Origin of the sequence: Burkholderia sp. MSMB1498, from assembly GCF_001526245.1 — a bacterium.
Lineage (GTDB): Bacteria > Pseudomonadota > Gammaproteobacteria > Burkholderiales > Burkholderiaceae > Burkholderia > Burkholderia savannae.
The window spans coordinates 15419-33878 of sequence record NZ_LOYJ01000040.1; the positions used below are offsets into that span (position 1 = coordinate 15419).

Consider the following 18460-nt stretch of genomic DNA (forward strand, 5'->3'; position numbering starts at 1 on the left):
GATCACGGCTCAGTCGACTACAGTCGTTCTACCCGAGGCAGAGGCCTGGAGAGAGACACCCGTTGTCCGGGTTCGAACGACGCCGCTGCGCAAATGAATGCGGCGAGCGACGAGTTTCATGACTGAAATGGGGAGCGCGGGCGAGGCGCTCATCAGAAAGGAATTCCACACTGGTTGCCAACCAGTCGGAGCATGCCCATTGGCACGGCTTGTACAAAAGATGGACTTCGGCCAGCGAAGTCAAGGTCGATGCGTCAGCGACGCGAGAAGTAGAGTCAGTATCGCGAATATCGCGGCGCGCAATCCCCGAAAAGCTCACGAAAACAGCCACGCTTTTGCCGGTACTCACATCGGGCGCCTCACTCAGAATCGTCAATGAGAGAGACCACCCGAAAAAATCATGTCTGCCGTTCTCGAACCACCGCACGAAGGGCGCGAGCAACCTGTCACGCCCACGCGAAATACCACTCCCTCCGACGCAGAGCCGGCGGTTCGTCTTGCCACGTCAACAGGCCTGAAGCCAATCCAGCGCCTAACGAGTGACAGCCGAATCGACAGGATCGTCCCGGACTCCGATGCCGTCACGATCCTGCACTACAGCTCGATCTTTGCACGCACGTTCATCCGCAGCGATTACAACTTCTGCGCCGCCAAAATCACCGTCGCGCGCGGCGGCAAGGTGCGAGCGCTCGAGACTGCCCTGCGAGATACCGCGGACTGGATGCGTAAGGCCACTGCATGGGTCGAGCGGCACAACGCGCGGTCGTTGACGTTTCCGTACGAGCAAATCGAACTGAAGGTGACGCGCCCGCTCGCCGGCCTGCTGGTCCGGTGCCTGACCCAGTACGACCGCCTGTTCACTGCAACGATGGAAGCCCAGCTCGCCGAGAAGATCACGCCGCAGGACCGCGCCAACATTCTCAAGAATGCCGAGGGCCGCATCGTACACGTGAGAACCGTGTGTATCCCTGATAACGACCGTTACGACGCCGACGGCACCGGTCGCGGCTAACGCAATCGCCCCTGCGACACCACCAGACCGGATCTTGACATCGTCGTCTGGTGAATAAGCTCGTCAAGAGCCCGCCGCACATTCTCATCATGTCGCGACGTCCCGATCACCCACGGAGTAAATTTTGGACATTCGAGAGATCCAGGCGCTGCACGCCCAATACTCGTCGCAACCCGTCGTTATCGACGTCGCCAGCCACGTGCGGGCACTGCCCACCCCGATTGGGCAGGGATCGACGCGCGAGCGCGTCACCGCACGATTCGCGTTGACCTGTCGCCGGTTCGGCCGGCCGACTGCCATCGTCCTCGCATTTGCGTTGGGCGCCGGGCTCGCGGGTATTGGTGCCGCGAAGCTTTGGCACGTCCTACACCCACCGCAAGCCGTCGCGCACGTTGCCCCGACCACGTTGCAAGGCCCGAGTACTGCCCCGGTGCAAGCCGCCGCATCTGCAGCGGCCCCACCGGGTTCGAAGCGGCCGCTCACAGACGCGGACTTTGCCGAGCCAGCCCAGCGCGCCGCGGCCAGCCTGGCGCGCATTAACACCGAAGTGCTGCACATGGCTGAGCCGGTCAGCTCGCCGGCGTCTGCGAACCCCGCAACGCCAACGCCCATGTCCGATCTCGACAAAGCCGCTGCATCACCGATTCGTGCCTCGCGTGCCGCTTCGGCTCCAGCTGCTGGCCAGCAGCCCGCCGCAACCGCACCGGCCCAGTACGCGCCGGCACCCTTGGCCTCGCTGGCATCAGCGTCCGCGGTACCCGCGCCGGCTGTCCAGCAGAACGCCCAACCGAAGCCCGCACCGCACCAGATCCACCGCGCGCCCGCTCGTCAGCGTCAGGCGGAGGCCAGTGCCGAGGCAACAGCGCCCGCAAAGCATACCGAACCGGCGAACGCTGAACACACCCCGATACCCTCGACGCCCGCCAAGACTGGCGACGTTCCACTATTCTGAGAGCGCACTCCTTGAAAACGAAACCGAACAACGTGACGGTCCTCATGGCCGGCATGGTCGTCGAAGGCAGCATGATCCTCGATCACGGACTGAGCGTCTTCGCCATCGCAAACGGCGACATCATTTCAACCGCCGGCCTGCTGCACATCGGTACCGGCGGCATCGTCAAAGGAAAGGTGCAGGGCGAACTCGTCCGAATCGACGGTCTGGTGGAAGGCGACGTCCACGCGCGCGGCACGCTGGAAATCAACGGCCGCGTGCTCGGGAACGTCTTCTATTGCGGCACGATCCGGCTCGGTCCCCAAGCTGCTCTCAACGGTCAGCTTAAGCGCGTCCCGCGCGAACTGGTGGTCGACGCGCCGACGGTAATTACGTCGCTCACCGACACCTCCGACACTGCGGCACTACCGACGTCATGACCAAGATCGGCGGCCGCTTCATGCGGCCGATTTCCGTTCAATCCCCGACTCGATCACAAACCGCGATACGGGGTTCTTCTTGATCGACGAGATCGTCAGACTATCGCGAGCTCGCGTCATGGCGACATAGAAAAGGCGCCGCTCCTCCGACTCCGGGCTCTTGTCGTCCGGCACCACACCCTCCTCGGATCGGCTGATCCACACGTGGTCGTACTCGAGCCCCTTCGAGCTGTGCATCGTGGTGAGCACGAGCACACCATCGCCCGGCGTGTTGTTGTCTCGCTTCAGAAACTCGATACGCTCGGTGAACGGGCCGTTCAGCCGGCTGATCACGTCGTACGTGCACTGGATTGCCCGAATCGCGACATCCCCCCTGGCGTAAGTCATCATCCACTCGTAGACGCCTTCGAGTGCGAGCGAATGAAACGACCGCTGGCAAAGCGCCTGCCACTCGCTGAGCCGCTTCATGAAGGCGCGGTACGCGGTCGCCGTTTCGTCGCGCAGCCCGAGGCTTAGCAGTTCCTGCTTTTGCAGCTGGACGAAGGCCGCACCCATGCGCTTGTGCAACGCCCCGAGATCATAGGAGCTCATGCCCATGTAGCCCAGGACGGCGTCGACACCGTTCTGCTTGTGACCCTCAACAACCTGCAGGAGGTTGCACATCAGCGCCGCCTGCGGCTTGTTGAGTACCGATCCACCCGACGCGCGGTAGTATGGCACGCCATGGGACCGACATACGGACTCGATCGGGTCGAGGATTCGGTTCGTGCGCGCGAGAATCGCGCACGTGGCGCCGGCCGCAAGCTTCGGTTGGAGCGCCTCAACTGCGGCCACGGCGTCGCTATACTCGTCGTCGAATCGTCGCGCTGCGACCGCGCCGCCAGCGCCCCGTGCGGCATGGAGGACTTTCGGCATGCGATCGACGTTGTTTTGGATGACCCGGTCGGCGGCCGCCAGGATCTCTGCATGACAGCGATAGTTGCTCCCGAGTACCACGCGCTGGGCCTCGAACGTGCTGGCGAAGTTCTCCATCCCGCGGAAGCCGAGCGCAGCCCGAAAGCCATAAATGCTCTGGTCGTCATCGCCGACCACTGTGACATGCGTGCCCGCGCGCGCGTGCAGTTCGACCCATCGAAACTGCAACGGGTCCGTGTCCTGAAACTCGTCGACGAGCAGGTCGCTGAAGCGGTAGGGCTTGATGTGGTCGCGCTGCATCCCCTCGACCGCAAGGCGCAGCATGTCCTGAAAATCGATCTTCCCATTGCGCTCGAGCGCGTCCTGATAGGCGGCATAGAGCGCGGCTTCGGCCGATCCTTCGTCCGCCCGGCCGAAATTTGTCTTGATCCGCTCGATGATCGGTACGGCCTCCTCGGCCTTCCAGCCATACCCAAGCTCCGCGAGCACTCGTCCGAGCAACCCGAGACGATCCCCTTCGGATGCGATGTCGGGACGGCCACGGCCGGGCCGCTGAAGCTGCTTGAACGCGAGCGAGTGGAACGTGCCAGCGATCAGCCGGCGCTTTGCATCAGGCGGCGCCCGCGAGAGAATGCGCTCGCGCAGCTCGACGGCCGCGTCCTTGCTGAAGGTCACGGCACCAACCACTGCCGTCGGATCTTGCAGCAGCCATGCTGCCTTCGTCGCACTCATCTTGGTCTTGCCCGCGCCCGGGCACGCGATCGCGAGGCAGTGGCGGCGCAGAAGTGCCACCTCGCGCTGTTGGGGATTCAACTCGTCGAGCATGGCACTGGTCTTCCCGATCAGTTACCGCGAACGGTGTTCATCAGCTTCAGGTGCGTCGTGTACCCACGCAGGCCAACCGGGTGAAACTTGCGCAGGAAGCGCGCGGTTTCGTCGTCGACGTCGGACTGGTCTCGAATCCCGTTCCAGACGAGGAAGTCGAAGTGGTCCATCACCTGGTCGAATTTCAGGATCACAGCGAGCAGGCGCATCGAGAACCGCGAATACGCTTCCACTTCGATATCGAGCGAGGGCTTCGTAACGGTCGGTGCGAATACCGTCTCACCGCGCTCGCGCATTTCCGCTTCCGTCCTCTCCCGGAAGCCCTGCGCGACGTCGAGCTGCTCGTTCACATAGGCTTCGAGCTGTTCCAGTTGCTTCTCGAACCACGTGCTGACGATCCCCTGCTCGTTCGCGCCGTACGTCGCACGGCCGAAGCGCTGCATGTTGATCGTCATCCGGTTCAAGTACGGCCACCATTGCTCGAACAGCGGCTTCAGTCGCGTATGCTTCATCGTGACCTTCGCGGTCACAACTGCCGCACCGGACAGTTGCTTGTTCATCAGGTCGCGGCCGATCTCGCGCCGGCGCTGAATGATCCGCACCCGCTGTTCGGGCGGCAGATTGCGGAACAGCATACGCGTACGCGCCACCTCCTCTCGCTTCTGGTCCGCCTCCGACGCGCTGATCAGCCCTTCGCGCTGCAGAACAGCGGCGGAGTGCTCCATCTCATCGAGCTCCCGCTCAACTTCACCGTCGTCCGCGCCGTCCGTCGTCGGCTGGCCGTCGCCAGCCGGCGGGACGCCGTCCACCTCACCCGCAGCATCTCCTACGACCGGCAGCAAGTCCTCGGTAACCCCGCCCGCCGCTGCATTTTCGACGTGCGCTTCTTCATTGATCGTGCTCATGTGGATCCTTTATGGTTGAACAACCGCACGCGCGGCTTGCGTCTATTCTTGCGGCCCTATACCTCCGCGGATGTCCGAAACGTGAACGATTTCACGCGGCTTTCGATGCGAGCCCGTGGCGCTGAACGAAAAAAACCCCCTCCGGAGAGGGGGCCAGGCTGAAAGCTCTACGGGGAGTCGAGCTTTCCGAGGACCGTAGACCGTGGGTCATTGTGACGTGGGCCGCAAGGCAAATTCGACCGAATCGTCAGCGATTTCGACGATCATTTTCTCGTAACGGCGATCACGAATCTCGCAACCGGTTGTGGGCCGTTCGGCAAAAAGCTATACGGAAACTTGGAGCTTTCCGGGACTACTGGTACGAAGATGCGGCTTTCCAGAGCAACGCCCCGAGGCATCCGGCAATCGCCAACCAGTACGGCGCAAGGAGCGGTACCGGGGCGATCAACACCGTGAACGCCACGCCGAATACGAGCAAAATCCCGTGCCCGGCCAGATGGAACGACAGCGGACTAACGTAGCCGGCGGCCGCCGCCCGTACCTTGCGACGCGCTGTCCCGTCAATGAACATCGCGACGCAGAACACGAGCGTGCCGAGCAACCAGTACTTCATCACAGTGAGCCGATAGATCATCCGGTACACAAGGTGCCAGAAGTTGTGGACCCACCGATTGGCGAAGTTCGAGACCCCACCGTCCTCGATCTGCGACTCTCCGGTGGATTCCATGGATGCCTGCACCAGCCCGGTTTCGACGAAGTAGCGCTTGAACACACGATTCGTCGCTTCAATGGCGTCCACTGTCCGAGCCTCTCCTAGGCTCGCCACGACCGATTCGGCTTCGGTGTCGGAGATCTCGAACAGGGACGAGTCGGGCGCGGCCGGCATGAGCACCACGGAGAGCAATGGCACAAAGAAAAACCACATCTTGATGTGCCCGACAAACCGACTACCGGCCATAAAAGTCTCCCACAATCCCACCGATCAACGAGATCGGTAGCGCAATCAAACCGAACAGGCCGAGGTAGAAGTGCACCGGTCGCCGGTGGATGAACATCGCCAGCGCATACGCCATCGCATTCGCCCCCTTCTGAAACTCCGCGGGCGGCCTCGCGGCCGGATCGTCCTGGGCCGCAGCCGTGGACATCGCCCGGCGCACGGTGTGCTCGTCAAGCCGAGTCAGCGTCCGAATCAGAAAAGGCGTGAGCGACATCGTATTCCTCGAAGTAAAGTCGGAAGGTTTCGCCTGTCAGTGCGCGCGCTGCGAGCTGGAACGCCGCAGATCGCTGGCTGATGTTTTCCGGACATCGCTCTTCGACCATCTGCGGCGTTAGCTTGTGACGCAATTCGAACGCCGTCACGGGCTCGAACATGGGCGACCAGACATGGAAGCGCTCGCCATCTCGCACGACGAAGCGCCGCGCATACAGCATATGGGCGGATGCGAACAGGCCTTGCATGAACGCAACATGCGGATCGCCGGTCTTGCGTACGCGTTTGAACGCAGTGAGTGCGTCCACGAACATCTCCTTGACGAGCGGCTCCGCCTTTCCGATGAAGTGCTCACCGACGAACTCCGCCACGCGCGCACACACGAGCTCGAGCTCGGGAGCGAATGTGAACACCGGGGTCAGGTGGGCGGACAGCTTGTGCTCGCGAATGATCTTTTTGAAAACGGCAGACATGCTTGGTTGTTTAGCCTGTAAGAATTGGAATACGTCCCTGGTACACCGCGCCGCCTGAAATCCGCATGAAGTACTGCAGGTTCGGCAGGCTCTGTATCAGGCGAGTCGGTATCAACGGAACCGCCTCCAGCTGCTGCGACCGCGTCACCGAGCCGGTGAACTCGCCGACGTGGCCTTCGCTGGCCTTGCTCGTGCTGCTTGAGACGATCAGGTTGCGAATCGCGGTCTCCCCCACCTTCTGCGAGAACCACTCAGCCGTGTCGGTATCTTCCAAGCGTAAGATGATCTGGTTGTTCAGGTTCCCCAAAACCTGCAGCATTTTTGCGGCATTCCCCAGCTTGGCTTCGAGGTCAGCGCGTGTCTGGAAGGCCACGAATGCCTTGAAGCCCGCTCCGCGGCCCTTGTTCAGGATCTGGATCACCTGCTCGTTTATCGCTTCCGCGATCTCGTCGATGATCAGCACCACCTCGGGCGGCTTGTCGTAGAAGTTGTAGATCGAGCCGCACACGGCCGACACGTCGGCCAGGATCATCGACGCGATGGCTTTCGCCACGATGCTGTTCGACAGGGAGTCAAGACCTATGTGGAGAACTGCCTTTTGGCGAATGACCTTCTCGATCGTCCAGATTTCGCGCTCGTCCTCGAAATCATCGACCTTCGGCGCGAGCATCAGTCCGGTTTCGCCCGTCGCGAGCATTTGCAGCAGTGGCAGCGCCGAAGCGATGATCCGCATGTAGTGCTCGCGATCGTGCACGTGCGTCGCGATCAGCCCGTCAATCGCCTCGTGTCCGCGATCGTTCGCACCAAAGCGTGCCTGGTACAGCGAGATCATCGCGTCGACGCGCGTGGAACCCGGCTTGTTTGCGATCTTGACGGTGTCAGCTGTGACCAACTCCTCCCAGTCGGTCAACCCGCTCTCGATGAAGAAGCGCCTCAGTGCCTTCTCCAGGAGCGGATCGATGCCGAGCTGAGCGTATTTCAGGATCGAGCGCAGGTTCGGTTTGTCGCCGATGTACAGTTCGCCGTTCACCGAGCGGCTGATGAAGAGGTACGCGAAATCGCGGAACGGCCCCTCCTCCATCAACTGCGCGATGCGGCTTGGAATTTCCGACGGCTGCGACCAGCTATCCAGCGGCTCGAGACGGATCGACTCAGAAGGCTTCGCTTGGTTGAAGTAGAGAAATTTCCGGCCAGTTCGCTTCGCCTCTCGCTCCGCGCGTGCCTTCCACTCCTTGTCGTTCTTCGGATCGATGTCGATCAGCACGTCACCGCAATGGATGACCTGCGTCGAAATCACTTCATAGGTGCGGGTCTTCCCGGCGCCGGTGGTGCCGCCCACCGCAGTATGACCGCCCATCGCCTTGTAGTGGAACGGTACATGGCCTTTGTTGGCCTCAAGACCGTGAATCCATGACGCGCCCTGCGGCGTTCGATCCCTGATGCTGTCCTTTGGCGCGAAGAGCTTCTCGATCATCTCCTCGAAGGCTCGCCCGGGCTTGGTCTTCGGCAGCCACCTCGGTAGGCCTGGGATCTCGGTGGTCGGCATCCGGAGGATGTCGTGGGCCATCTGGCAATGCTTCTGGGTCCACTCGAACCCGGTGCCGAGGTACATTGCATTGGCCTCAACCCGCATGCGCGCCTGAATCGCGAGCAACGTGGGCACCGCTAGCGTCGTCAACCATTTCGTCGACAACCCCATCCGGAACTTGAGCGCGCGCCAGACCTGACCGGAGCGGAACGTCCCAAATGCGAGCGCGAAGAGCGCGAACGCCCAACCATACGGCATACCCAAGAACGGCAGAACGAGAAGTGCAACCAGCCATCCGAACGCCGCCCGGACCTCGTAAATCGGCCGAAAGTGGTTGACATAGCCTCTCACGCGCCGCGCTCCTGAATCAACTCACCAATGCGCGGTGCGAGCGTCACCTCGGTCGCCTCGTTGGCGAGCAACAAACTGCGTCGCCGCATATGCTCGATCAGCGTGTCGCTCGCAACACCGTACCCACCGATCGTGCGTTTCGACAGCGCCAAGCCCTGATCGGTCCAACGCACCTTCGCCTTGCCCGCCGCGACATCCTGCCGCAGCGCCGCGAAGAAGTCTGCGATCATGCGGGGCGCACCCTTCAACACGTCGTCAAAACGATTTTCAGTTGGCGCAGCGATGGCTGGCTCGCGACGGATCTCGATCGGATTGAGCGCAGTGGAGGGCGCCGGCAGCTCGAGTGCCATCTGCCGACCCCCTGGGCCCTTCGGTCCGGCTGGGGCAACTGAAGTGCCCGGTGTCGCGGTGTCCCTGACAGCAGCCGGCAATAGTGCCGGGCTAGACGGTGAACCGGCAGCCGGTGCCGCCGGCCCAGAGTCAGCGGCCTCTGGCTGCGCTGGAGCGGGCGCAGACCGCACTGCGACCGGCGCAGCCTCAACCGTCGGCTCGAGCTCGGCTGCCACGTGGATCGCCGACGGCACGGAGAACGTCACCGGCTCGAAAACAGCTCGCTGGGCCTTCCGGTCAAATTCCACCGCCGTCGCGACAGCCTGTCGGACGACCTTGTGGGTCAGCGATTCGACGCCCATCGGGCTCTGCGTTGGATTGATCGCGCCAAATATCTCAGCCTGCACCTCCGAGTCGAGCCCGGCGAGCAGCTCGGTGCCGACTAGTGCATGCGCCAGCATGCCGGTCCGCATCCGTTCGATGGGAAGCGGCGCCGCCCGCCGCGTCACGCGGTAGCTTGCCCCGGCGAACCACGGCCCGACCGCGCCGTGGACGGATGGGTTCCAGACCTGCCGGTCCGTCGCCCGCTCGATCTCGAAGTGACGATACGGTTCATCCAGACCCGAGCAGATCGCGGCCAGGAACACACCGTAGTTATATTGCGGCTCGATACGACGCCGCCGCTCCGAAGGCAGATTCGTCCCGAACTTCAGGCCACCCGAGAGTCGCATCGCATAGAAGGCCGTCTCAACCGTCCAGCGGAACGCGCCGGCCGGCTCGCGATACAACTCTGGGCTGAACGGAACGGACGAAAACCAGTCCGCGCAACGCCGAATCAATGACATCCACTTCCGATCGAACTCGGCGCGTGACGACTCGTTCGCGCACTGCGCAATGAGGTCGATCCGGCGTTCATTGCGAACCGTGAGCTCGCCGGCTTCGACGGGCTTGAATAGACGCACGTCCGTCATCACACCATGCCCTTCGTTGCGAACTTCGTCAGGCTCTTGAACGCTGAGCCGCTTGCATTCGCGCCGCCGCCAAACATCGAAGCGAACTTCGGAATCTCGAAAGCCAGGATAAGCACGAAAATCGACATATCCAACGCCAGTGATCCCGAAAATGGCGTCGTCAGACCTTTCGAGATCATGTTCCCAAACGACGTCGCGAGCGTGGTCGTCATCAAGCGCTGGAGGATCGCGGCGACGACCATGTACATGCCGGCGCCGATGGTGAAGTCGAGCCAGCTCTTGAACCATCCTCTTGTGAACTCGGACATGCCCAATGCGAAGGCGATCTTGCCCATCACGATCGCGACCGCCATCTGAATCGTCCCAAGCGAGATGTAGAAGAGGAACACGAGCGCCGCGACCATCAGGAACAGCCATGCGAACAGAAGTGGCACAAGGTTGATCAGCAGGGCAAGGTAGTTCCACCAATGCTCGGCTTTCAGCGCCTCGATGACTGCGTCGTAGATCGACCCGGCCGATTTCACCATCGCCATCGGAAGCGATTGTGTGTCGGTCCCGGAGACGGCGATCGCCATGTCGTTGAACCACTTATAAAACCCGGGCGCCCAGCTACCGTAGGCGAGATAGACCGATGCGAATATGCCCAGAATGGCGAGATCTTCGAACAGGCTTTGCCACGCCGCAATCGGGTCTCGAGTCGCCGCAAATCGTATCGCGGCAAGTACGACCGTGATCAAGGCAAGTCCGCCCGCCATTTTGTCCGAGTCCTTGTCGAGAGACTGACTGACCGTCACCGCGAGGTCGATCAAGCTCTTCATAATCGTCGAGATCTCTTCAATCGCGGCCATGGCGCCCTTCGCGACCTCACCGTTCACATAGCTCGAACTCCAGCCGGAACTCATCATCTGTGACAGACCGTCTAGAATCTCGGCTCTCGTCACGGTCGGCAGCGCCAAGATCAAGACGAACAGCCCAATGCGGGACAAACAACGCATTACGTCGGGCTTCATGGCTGCGTGACACCATATGCGGCGCGCTCTGCCTGCTGCTTCGTAATGAACTTTTGCGCGTCAGCGGACTTCTCCTTGTCCTCCTCGGCCTGCTGTGCGTCTTTCTGCGCCTCCTTCTGCGCCTTGGCCGCGTTGAGCTGCAGAATGTCCGAGTTTTGGCTCGTCACGATATCAAGGTAGTGCGTCGTGATCTCGGCGGTCGCCTGTTGGGTCGGCGCCATCGAAAGCTCGGACTGCAGTTCCTGTCGACGTTGTGCTAGCTCGTCCGTGTGCCGCATGATGTTCGAGCCCATTTGAAATAGATTCCGCGCGACTTTGTCGTTCTGCTGAACGAGCGTATTCATATCCGCGAACCATTGCGCATTCGACTTTCCTGACCGGCTGATGAGCCCCTGCACCTGCGTCACCCACTCCTCGCCCTTCTTCAGGTCGCCGTAAAGGCCGTTGAGCGTCCCGACCAGCCTCTTGACCTTGTTGATGTCCCCTGTGATCTGGTCGTACGCCGCCCTCCACGCGGCCGGATTCAGGTTTGTAGCCTGCATCAGTTGGTTCGCCATCATCTGGTACTGGTAGATGATGTTCGTGTTCTGATAGATCTCGCCGCGGACCGCTTTCGCGGCCGTGACCACGTTTTGCGCATAGTTCATCGGGTCGAACACGGTTATTGCAAACGCATGTTGGGCGACAAGCATGGAAGTCGCGAACGCAGCGGCACGGAGGGTCGGCATGAACTTCATCGTGTTTCCTTTTAGTCGAGGGTGCGCATTTCTTGCAGGTACTCCTCACACCAGTGCGGCGATCCGGAAGCGAGGTGTTTGTCGAGCGTGCGTTGAGCCGCCCCATCGGCGCGCAGCATCGCGAGTGCTTCCTTTGAGAATTGCGCCTGCAGCATCCGCGAGTGGTCGGGCGTCACCCACAGGTAGTCCCGATTAGGAACCCCGTTGGTGATCATGTCGATCTGGTCGTCGGTCAAACCGAACACGTCGCGATAGAGCCGCTTGTTGTTGCGTGCATCACGGTTCGGCAAGAAGAACAGGTTCGGGATGTTTTCCTTGAGAATCTCGAAATTCGGCACGCGTTCGAGCTGTCCAAGCGACTGCGTTGCCATCACGAGTGTCCCGTTCAATCCACGAATCGTGACGGCCCACATCTCGAGACGCGCATAGAAGCGCGGATACTGGAAGAAGAAGCCGCACTCCTCGACCTCAATGACCGTCAGCTTCTTGCCATCCAGCCACTGGGAAATCCGATAGAACGCATAATCCATGAACAGCGCCGCGGCAACCGGATAGCTTTCGAACAGCTCGCCCATCTCGATTGCCAGGTCGTCGGAGAGCGAGAATGCGTCCTCGACGTGATCGAAGAAGCGACCGTTCTTTTCGCCCTTCGTCCAGATCTGCAGCCGCTCACGCAGATCGACCGGCAGTAACGTCGTCAGGAAGGAAAGTGTCCAGTACTCGGGACCGTAGCCTTGCGCGAGCGTAACCACGCGCTCATAGATCGTGCGTTGCTGAGTTGGATTGCAGGTGAAGTCCTCACCTTCGATCGCCATCTGAACCCAGTCCGACACGTAGGTGTAGTGACGGCTGTCTGCCAACAGGGACAGCGGATTGACCTGCGTCGCGGCAGAAAATTTGCCTGTCGCGTCGACAAACTTGCCGTCTGCCAATACCGTAGGGATACGTGTCGACCGGTTCTTGTCGAACTTGATCCGCCGTGGTCGAAAGCGACCTGTCTGCGAAACGAGGAAGTTCAGGAGGATCGTCTTGCCAGCGCCAATTGGACCGACAATCAGCGCATGCGATTTCCCACCTGGGTGATGCAGCGACACGCGCTGCAACGTGCGATGGCGCGTCGGCAGCAGTGTCAGCGGACCGACCTTTTCGCCCAGTTGCTGCGTAAGCCATTCGTTGACTTCGCTTCCCTCAGCGACACCACGAAGTGGCGCGATGTCGGAGACGACAGGCGTCTCGACGAACTGCAAGCGCTTCTGCTGATCCCAGCGTCCGGGCAACGTGGTCGCCCATGCTGCGGCAAGATTCCGCTTTTCGACGATCAAGCCGAATCCGGCATTTCCGATGCGACCAATTACCTCGCGCGCATTGTCTTCGCACTCGTCGATCGTGTCCCCATAGACGACTACCGAAATATTCGCGAAGCCGTACTGCTGACCATCCGCGATCAGGCGAGCGCCCGCTTTCTCCGCTTCTTCGGCAAGGATCTTCCGCCCCTTCTCGTTCTCGTTGCTTTCCCGCTTCTCGTCCTTCGAGAAAAAGCTCTTCAGGATCTTCATGGGGCTGAATGCCGCGAACTTGTAGAACTTGCGCATTTTCTCGATGTACGCCTGCGCCTTGCTGGCGGACAGAAAGCGGAACATCACGCAGATGTCGAGCTCTGCATCAACATCTGCGAGCACGTCGAGCGCGGCCTCTTGAAATCCCATCCATTCCTTGACGGAGATGATCTTCGCGTACCGCGTGCCGTAGGCCGACTCGAACATGATGTGTTCGGCCCCGTAAGTCACAAAAGTCTCCGTTAGATGCGTGTCGAGCATCGTCACTGGATAGCGCACTCGACGCGGCGGAACGGAGGGGTTTGCCGTCTGATGCAGAAACGCCAACGCATTCTGCAATTGCAGCCGTTTCAGCTTGAGTCGCGCCACCCCGCCCTTGAACGCATCCAGGATCGATTCGAATCGCTTGATGTCCGACGTGATCCGCTCCATGTCGAACACGAACGCGCTACGCGCCAGCACCATATCCTTGACTGTCTCGATCAGCGCGAACGGGACCGACTTGCCACCTACCGTGATGTGGTAGGCAACTTTCTCGAACAGCTTGTTGATCCCTGTCTCGGGCGTATAGGCGAGCGCAAGCGAATGGGTGTTGCGAAAGTACTTCCCGCTACCCACCGCTTTCTGGTTGATCGCATCGATCCGTTCGTCCATCGTTGACGCGAAGCGCCCGCCGATCTGCCCACGCACGCGTCGGTGCGACAGCCGCCACCATGCGGTGATTCGGTGGTCGAAGTTCTTGCACGCATGGTCGAGATTGTCACGCGCCGCCGAAATGTCGTCGACATTCGGACTATCTGCGTCGACGCCTTCGAAGGTGTACAGCGTCAACAGCGAGCCATCCTTGTCGAGTATGACTTCGGGAGACACCATCGTCGCCCACGGTGCGATTTCATGAATCGCGCGACGCTTGGGATTCACGCTCACAACGGAAGCTCCTGATCAAAGCCATAAGGCCGTTTGAATCGGGCCGCGACCTGAGACGTAGGCAGCGGCTCGTGCACATCCGGGTATCGGTTGTAGACGATCAATACGTCTTTCCACCACGGATCATTCGACGACAGCCAACGAAGCACCCAATGCACGACAATGCCGATGACGAGATAGATCGGGGTCATGCTGCTATAGCAGAGCAGCGCCGTCAGCGTTCCATTCGCGATAGCGAGGCCGCGATCTGCACCGCCCATCTGGCGCGGCAGCGAAAGCGACCGGCTAACTTTCTTCGGCTCACGCACAGGTGTAGTTGATCTTCAACTGGTTTTTGACGATAGGGATCGCACACGACGCAAGGCCCAAGCCTACAACCACGGTCGAGAGGAACTTGCCGAAGTTGCTTTCCGAGTTCGAAATCATGACCGCGCCAACGATGATCAGGACGATGCCCATCCCGTACAACCACGGCCCGCTCACGTACGTCTGAATCAGGCAGACGAGGTTGGCCGCATTGCCCAGATCCCCGAGATCGACCGCCTTCGCGGCCGGCGTCGCAAACGTGAGCATCAGTGCGATCAACGTTGAAAGCCGCTCGCCCCGCCCGAACAAGTAGTGGGCGGCTTCCCGCACCCTTTTCCGGACCAGCGAACACACCGTTTGAATGTGTTTCTTCATCGATAAACCCCGTGTGGTTAGAAAACGCGTTCGAGGACGTAGTCCCCGTCTTTGAAACCCTTGATCGCCAGCACTTCCGACACATGGCGCAGTTCCCCCGAGCGGCGAAGGTGAATGACGTAGTGGAAGCAGTCGGCGATTGCCTTGCGCATGTCGGTGAGCTCCCAGCGGCTGCCGGGCGGGATGCCCAGCATCGCGAGGCTCTCGAGGCGGCTAAGGCCGCCACGCGCATCGTTCGAGTGGATCGAACCCATTCCGCCGTCGTGACCGGTGCTGAGTGCCTGAATTAAGTCGTACGCTTCCCCACCGCGCACTTCGCCAACGATGATCCGGTCGGGACGGAAGCGCAGGCAAAGCGCCACCAGAACCTGCGTCGTCACGCCTTTGTCGGGGTTCGAGAGCAGTCGGACACGGTTCGGAAGGTCGACCTTCAACTCAATCGTGTCTTCGATCGTGATAACGCGCTCTTCGCGGGGAATGAGCGCGTTCAGCGCGTTCAGGAACGTCGTCTTACCGGTCGATGTGCCGCCCGCGACGAGAACGTTCGCTCGTTGCTGGACCATCGCGGTGAATGCCTCGCCGAGCGCTTCGTCGGCGACGCCGGGCGGGAAAACTGGTCGATCGATATCTCGCTTCGCATGCACACGAGAGAACGCGCCCATCCGCGCGTAGTCGTTGATCGACAGATTGGTCTCACGGTGCCGCCGAATCGCGAGGGCGTCGCCGTCGATCGCCGTCGGCTTCATCACCGTCGCGATCCGGAGATTCTTGTGGCCGCCGTTGATAATCCCCTGGGCCGTGCCGGCCTGCGCCGACTTCTCAACGGAGGCAGCGAGCGAGTGGATAGCGCCCGTCAACGTCGCCGGATTGAACTCGACATCGAGGCGACGCATCACGCCACGCTCCTCGACCCAGATGTTGTTCGCCGAGTTGATCATGACCTCAGCAACGTTCGGGCTGTCGAGCTGTTCTTTGATGAGCTTCAGCGACTCGAAAAAGAGCTGCACCGCGTTCTCTTCGAGTCGCGCGACCTTCAGAAAGGGATTTTCGGCAATTTCAGACATGCAGCTATTGTTCAAGCTGGCACATCCGCCAATTCCCCGAAAGAAAGGCTAAATTGAACAGCTTTCGCGCGCCCGATGAAGCGCGTGGCAACGTCGTCGGCGCGCCGATTCGCGCGCAACCGGTTGAAGGGGCAAACCCGAAATGCTCCAGAAAAGCGTATAGCTTTCGCCCTTCGCGAACCTGCGCACTGGTGGCATGCGTTTGCGAGTGACGAAAAAAAAAACCCGGTCACAAGGACCGGGCGTGTTTCAGGAAATGGCGTGCCACTGCAGCCACTCAGCACACGACTTCGATTGTCTCACCGAACGGTGCGCGCCGAGCTCGACGAAGCGGTGTCGTCGACGCCCAAAGCACCGGGTAAGCCGGCTCTTCGGACGGAAACGTCCCGTCCATATCGGTCAGGTACACGAGAAACGCGGGGTCGATGTCCTCGCCCTTGATCCGTCGAAACGGATCGATGAACGATGTGCCTCCACCGCCTTTCAGCGGCGCGAGCTCGACGGGCTCCCCGCGTTCAAACACCTGCATTTGCGTCACCCGCTCGTCGCAGTCCAGTACGATCAACCGTCGCGGGCGAACCGCGTCGGCGACTGCCAGGATCTCGGCCGCGAACTGCGCCTGCGTTTCATCCCAGACCGAGCCGCTAGCGTCACGGACAAACACCGCGTCGCCCACCGACGGCTCGTTCAACGACGGCAGATACATCCCGAGATGCAGGTAGCGACGATTCGGCTGCGCCCACGTATAGTCGGTCGGCGCCGCGTCCTGCGCAAAACGATGCAGGATCGAACGCCAGTCGACCACCGCGACGACGGCTTGCTCGACTGCGGCCTGTAACGCGCCGCCGAGCTTGCCGCAGGCCTGCGCCGCCTTGGCCGCCTGCAGCACGGCCACCCTCCACTCGATCTCCTTCGCGGCCATGTCGGGCCCGGCGTACTGCCGAACTTCCCCGCAAGACGGCTCAGGCTCGGTCGTCGGGTCCTCCGTCGAATCCGGCGGTCGAGAACCGGGCGGCTGACTTCCCGATTGTGAATCGGTCCGCTGCTTTCCTCTCTGTTGCTTCGCCGCTTGCCGAGCCTCGTTAAGGCGCATCCCATAGATTTCCTCCGCGGACATCCCCTTGAAACGCACGTCGACAATGCCGCCAGGCGGAAGCTGCATGCCGGCATCCAGCACGACCGGGTTGATGGCGTAGTCACACGCCTCGTTCCAGCCGTCAGGATTGCGGTAACCCTGCCGCCAACAATGCCCGTTCGCAACGTGCCACACCTCGTGGGCGAGCACACCGCGAATCTGTAGGTCTGTCAGGCCGGCCGCATACACCGGGTTGTAGCCCAGCGATTCGCCGTCCGTCCAGAACGTCTTACAACTCGTATCCTCCCGGACCTTGAGTCGAAGCGCCAACGCTCCGATGAACGGGTGGTCGAGGACCAGCGCCGTGCGCTGCTTCGCGATGCGTGAGTCCATGGCGTCATCATGCAGCGGCGAGGAACGAAAGGCGGGTTGCCGACTGATCCGGAATCTGGTCAGTCAGCGGTGCCGCCGGCGCGCCGCCCATGAAGGCCGCCATTATCCCCTCGATCTCGGTCGCCTTGCTGGCAACGTGCGAGCGCAGGACGCTGGACTCCTTCAGGTCCGCGCCGTTGTGCGCGGCGAGGTGCTGTTTCGCCTCCGCGAGGATGTGCGCGAGCTTCGGGTCATTGCTGAAGTTCAGCTTCGGAAGCAGATCGCACAACTCGCGAACGTGGTTCGCGACGTCGAGACGGACGTTACCGGATGCGTACAGGCGCGACGCCATCGTCGAGACGGCCTCGTACAACCGGCCGACCAGGTCGTTGTTCGCGGTCTGGATCGACGCCATCGCATGCTCATCGATCTCCGTGTGCAACATGGTCAGCACATCGCTCGGCAGATCGACACCGAACTGGCTTGCGTCTGGGAACGGAAGTACCGACAGCTTGACCCCGAACTTACCCTTTAGCTCGGCCAAACTCGGGTAGTCCGCCTCGTTGTACAGAGTGTTCATCTCCGTCCTCGCCTGCTCCTTCAGGTCGAGGTAATTCGTCAGGAAGATCGACGCGGCGAGATCGAACTCGTCTTTCATCGCGCGCAGCCGCTCGGCCAGCTCCATGTAGACCATGGTCGGCAAGAGTCGCACGCCCAGTTGGTCGTATTTCAGCGTGCGGCTGTAATAGTGCGATCGGATTCGGTTGCCAATCGACAGCACTTCGGCGTAACTCGGCGCGTGCTCGGGCAGCAGGCGCTTGTTGAAGCGCCCGATGCCGCGCGCGCGGTGGTTTTTCTCGACCTCCTCGGTTACTTTCCCGTCGTAGCGACGGGCAACCCACGTGGAAATCGTGACGGACGACAGCATGACCTTGGACCGCAGATCGGTGATGTTCATGAATGGCTCCAGATAGACAGAAAATGGCAAGACGAAAAAAAAGGTTCATCGCAGGAAACCGTGGAGGGTTTTCGAGCGATTGCATAATCTGACACCTCATTTTAAGGATGTTGGAGGAAGCAATTGCTCGATCGAAAGGCACTTCAGGCACTGGGCTGCTGGACAGGTTATCGGCTGGAACGTGTGGAA

17 protein-coding genes are annotated in these 18460 nt (G+C 61.0%); 2 read left to right on the forward strand and 15 right to left on the reverse strand.

Going from position 1 to position 18460, the window contains the following annotated elements; all coding sequences use genetic code 11:
• The first annotated feature begins 400 nt into the window (after nucleotides 1-400).
• Nucleotides 401-1012 carry an AcaB family transcriptional regulator gene (locus tag WS91_RS07840; RefSeq protein WP_059670060.1) on the forward strand — a complete coding sequence of 204 codons (612 nt, stop codon included), beginning with the start codon at nucleotides 401-403 and terminating at the stop codon, nucleotides 1010-1012.
• A 963-nt stretch (nucleotides 1013-1975) separates the two neighbouring features.
• On the forward strand, nucleotides 1976-2383 hold the full coding sequence (locus WS91_RS07845) for a bactofilin family protein (protein ID WP_059670061.1): 408 nt from the start codon (nucleotides 1976-1978) through the stop codon (nucleotides 2381-2383).
• An 18-nt stretch (nucleotides 2384-2401) separates the two neighbouring features.
• On the opposite strand, the gene WS91_RS07850 is transcribed toward WS91_RS07845, so the two are convergent.
• The 15 genes from WS91_RS07850 to WS91_RS07920 all read right to left on the reverse strand — a co-directional run bounded on the left by WS91_RS07850 (nucleotide 2402) and on the right by WS91_RS07920 (nucleotide 18271).
• Nucleotides 2402-4123: an ATP-dependent helicase gene (locus WS91_RS07850; protein WP_059670062.1), complete on the reverse strand. Its 1722-nt coding sequence runs from the start codon at nucleotides 4121-4123 to the stop codon at nucleotides 2402-2404.
• A 17-nt stretch (nucleotides 4124-4140) separates the two neighbouring features.
• On the reverse strand, nucleotides 4141-5028 hold the full coding sequence (locus WS91_RS07855) for a hypothetical protein (RefSeq protein ID WP_059670063.1): 888 nt from the start codon (nucleotides 5026-5028) through the stop codon (nucleotides 4141-4143).
• Between the two features lie 352 nt (nucleotides 5029-5380).
• Complete coding sequence (locus WS91_RS07860; RefSeq protein WP_059670064.1) at nucleotides 5381-5986, reverse strand: DUF4400 domain-containing protein; 606 nt, start codon at nucleotides 5984-5986, stop codon at nucleotides 5381-5383.
• Nucleotides 5976-6239 (reverse strand): hypothetical protein, encoded by a 264-nt coding sequence (locus WS91_RS07865; protein ID WP_059670065.1) that lies wholly within the window; start codon nucleotides 6237-6239, stop codon nucleotides 5976-5978. Before WS91_RS07865 ends, WS91_RS07860 begins: the two co-directional genes overlap by 11 nt.
• Entirely contained in the window at nucleotides 6196-6711 is a 516-nt protein-coding gene (locus WS91_RS07870) for a hypothetical protein (protein ID WP_059670066.1), read from the reverse strand. Before WS91_RS07870 ends, WS91_RS07865 begins: the two co-directional genes overlap by 44 nt.
• Before the next feature lie 10 nt (nucleotides 6712-6721).
• On the reverse strand, nucleotides 6722-8590 hold the full coding sequence (gene traD / locus WS91_RS07875; protein ID WP_059670067.1) for a conjugative transfer system coupling protein TraD: 1869 nt from the start codon (nucleotides 8588-8590) through the stop codon (nucleotides 6722-6724).
• Nucleotides 8587-9891, reverse strand: a complete 1305-nt coding sequence (locus tag WS91_RS07880; protein WP_059670068.1) for a TraI domain-containing protein — start codon at nucleotides 9889-9891, stop codon at nucleotides 8587-8589. Before WS91_RS07880 ends, traD begins: the two co-directional genes overlap by 4 nt.
• Entirely contained in the window at nucleotides 9891-10901 is a 1011-nt protein-coding gene (locus tag WS91_RS07885) for a type IV secretion system protein (RefSeq protein WP_059670069.1), read from the reverse strand. Before WS91_RS07885 ends, WS91_RS07880 begins: the two co-directional genes overlap by 1 nt.
• On the reverse strand, nucleotides 10898-11638 hold the full coding sequence (locus tag WS91_RS07890; RefSeq protein ID WP_059670070.1) for a hypothetical protein: 741 nt from the start codon (nucleotides 11636-11638) through the stop codon (nucleotides 10898-10900). The genes WS91_RS07885 and WS91_RS07890 overlap by 4 nt, the downstream gene beginning before the upstream one ends.
• 11 nt (nucleotides 11639-11649) lie before the next feature.
• Complete coding sequence (locus tag WS91_RS07895; protein ID WP_059670071.1) at nucleotides 11650-14121, reverse strand: VirB4 family type IV secretion system protein; 2472 nt, start codon at nucleotides 14119-14121, stop codon at nucleotides 11650-11652.
• Nucleotides 14118-14429, reverse strand: a complete 312-nt coding sequence (locus WS91_RS07900) for a VirB3 family type IV secretion system protein (protein WP_082758125.1) — start codon at nucleotides 14427-14429, stop codon at nucleotides 14118-14120. The genes WS91_RS07895 and WS91_RS07900 overlap by 4 nt, the downstream gene beginning before the upstream one ends.
• Nucleotides 14422-14802, reverse strand: a complete 381-nt coding sequence (locus tag WS91_RS07905; protein ID WP_059670073.1) for a TrbC/VirB2 family protein — start codon at nucleotides 14800-14802, stop codon at nucleotides 14422-14424. The genes WS91_RS07900 and WS91_RS07905 overlap by 8 nt, the downstream gene beginning before the upstream one ends.
• 17 nt (nucleotides 14803-14819) lie before the next feature.
• Nucleotides 14820-15866 (reverse strand): CpaF family protein, encoded by a 1047-nt coding sequence (locus WS91_RS07910; protein ID WP_059670074.1) that lies wholly within the window; start codon nucleotides 15864-15866, stop codon nucleotides 14820-14822.
• Between the two features lie 277 nt (nucleotides 15867-16143).
• Nucleotides 16144-17334: a vWA domain-containing protein gene (locus tag WS91_RS07915; RefSeq protein WP_059670075.1), complete on the reverse strand. Its 1191-nt coding sequence runs from the start codon at nucleotides 17332-17334 to the stop codon at nucleotides 16144-16146.
• Nucleotides 17335-17341: 7 nt separating this feature from the next.
• Entirely contained in the window at nucleotides 17342-18271 is a 930-nt protein-coding gene (locus WS91_RS07920; protein ID WP_059670076.1) for a hypothetical protein, read from the reverse strand.
• Nucleotides 18272-18460: the final 189 nt, after the last annotated feature.

Excerpts from the sequence above, each read along its gene's own strand:
- WS91_RS07920 (WP_059670076.1), bottom strand. The coding sequence starts at position 18,271 with ATGAACATCACCGATCTGCGGTCCAAGGTCATGCTGTCGTCCGTCACG.
- WS91_RS07910 (WP_059670074.1), bottom strand. The coding sequence starts at position 15,866 with ATGTCTGAAATTGCCGAAAATCCCTTTCTGAAGGTCGCGCGACTCGAA.
- WS91_RS07880 (WP_059670068.1), bottom strand. The coding sequence starts at position 9,891 with ATGACGGACGTGCGTCTATTCAAGCCCGTCGAAGCCGGCGAGCTCACG.
- WS91_RS07905 (WP_059670073.1), bottom strand. The coding sequence starts at position 14,802 with ATGAAGAAACACATTCAAACGGTGTGTTCGCTGGTCCGGAAAAGGGTG.
- WS91_RS07865 (WP_059670065.1), bottom strand. The coding sequence starts at position 6,239 with ATGTCGCTCACGCCTTTTCTGATTCGGACGCTGACTCGGCTTGACGAG.
- WS91_RS07915 (WP_059670075.1), bottom strand. The coding sequence starts at position 17,334 with ATGGACTCACGCATCGCGAAGCAGCGCACGGCGCTGGTCCTCGACCAC.
- WS91_RS07885 (WP_059670069.1), bottom strand. The coding sequence starts at position 10,901 with ATGAAGCCCGACGTAATGCGTTGTTTGTCCCGCATTGGGCTGTTCGTC.
- WS91_RS07850 (WP_059670062.1), bottom strand. The coding sequence starts at position 4,123 with ATGCTCGACGAGTTGAATCCCCAACAGCGCGAGGTGGCACTTCTGCGC.
- WS91_RS07870 (WP_059670066.1), bottom strand. The coding sequence starts at position 6,711 with ATGTCTGCCGTTTTCAAAAAGATCATTCGCGAGCACAAGCTGTCCGCC.
- WS91_RS07855 (WP_059670063.1), bottom strand. The coding sequence starts at position 5,028 with ATGAGCACGATCAATGAAGAAGCGCACGTCGAAAATGCAGCGGCGGGC.
- WS91_RS07860 (WP_059670064.1), bottom strand. The coding sequence starts at position 5,986 with ATGGCCGGTAGTCGGTTTGTCGGGCACATCAAGATGTGGTTTTTCTTT.
- WS91_RS07890 (WP_059670070.1), bottom strand. The coding sequence starts at position 11,638 with ATGAAGTTCATGCCGACCCTCCGTGCCGCTGCGTTCGCGACTTCCATG.
- WS91_RS07840 (WP_059670060.1), top strand. The coding sequence starts at position 401 with ATGTCTGCCGTTCTCGAACCACCGCACGAAGGGCGCGAGCAACCTGTC.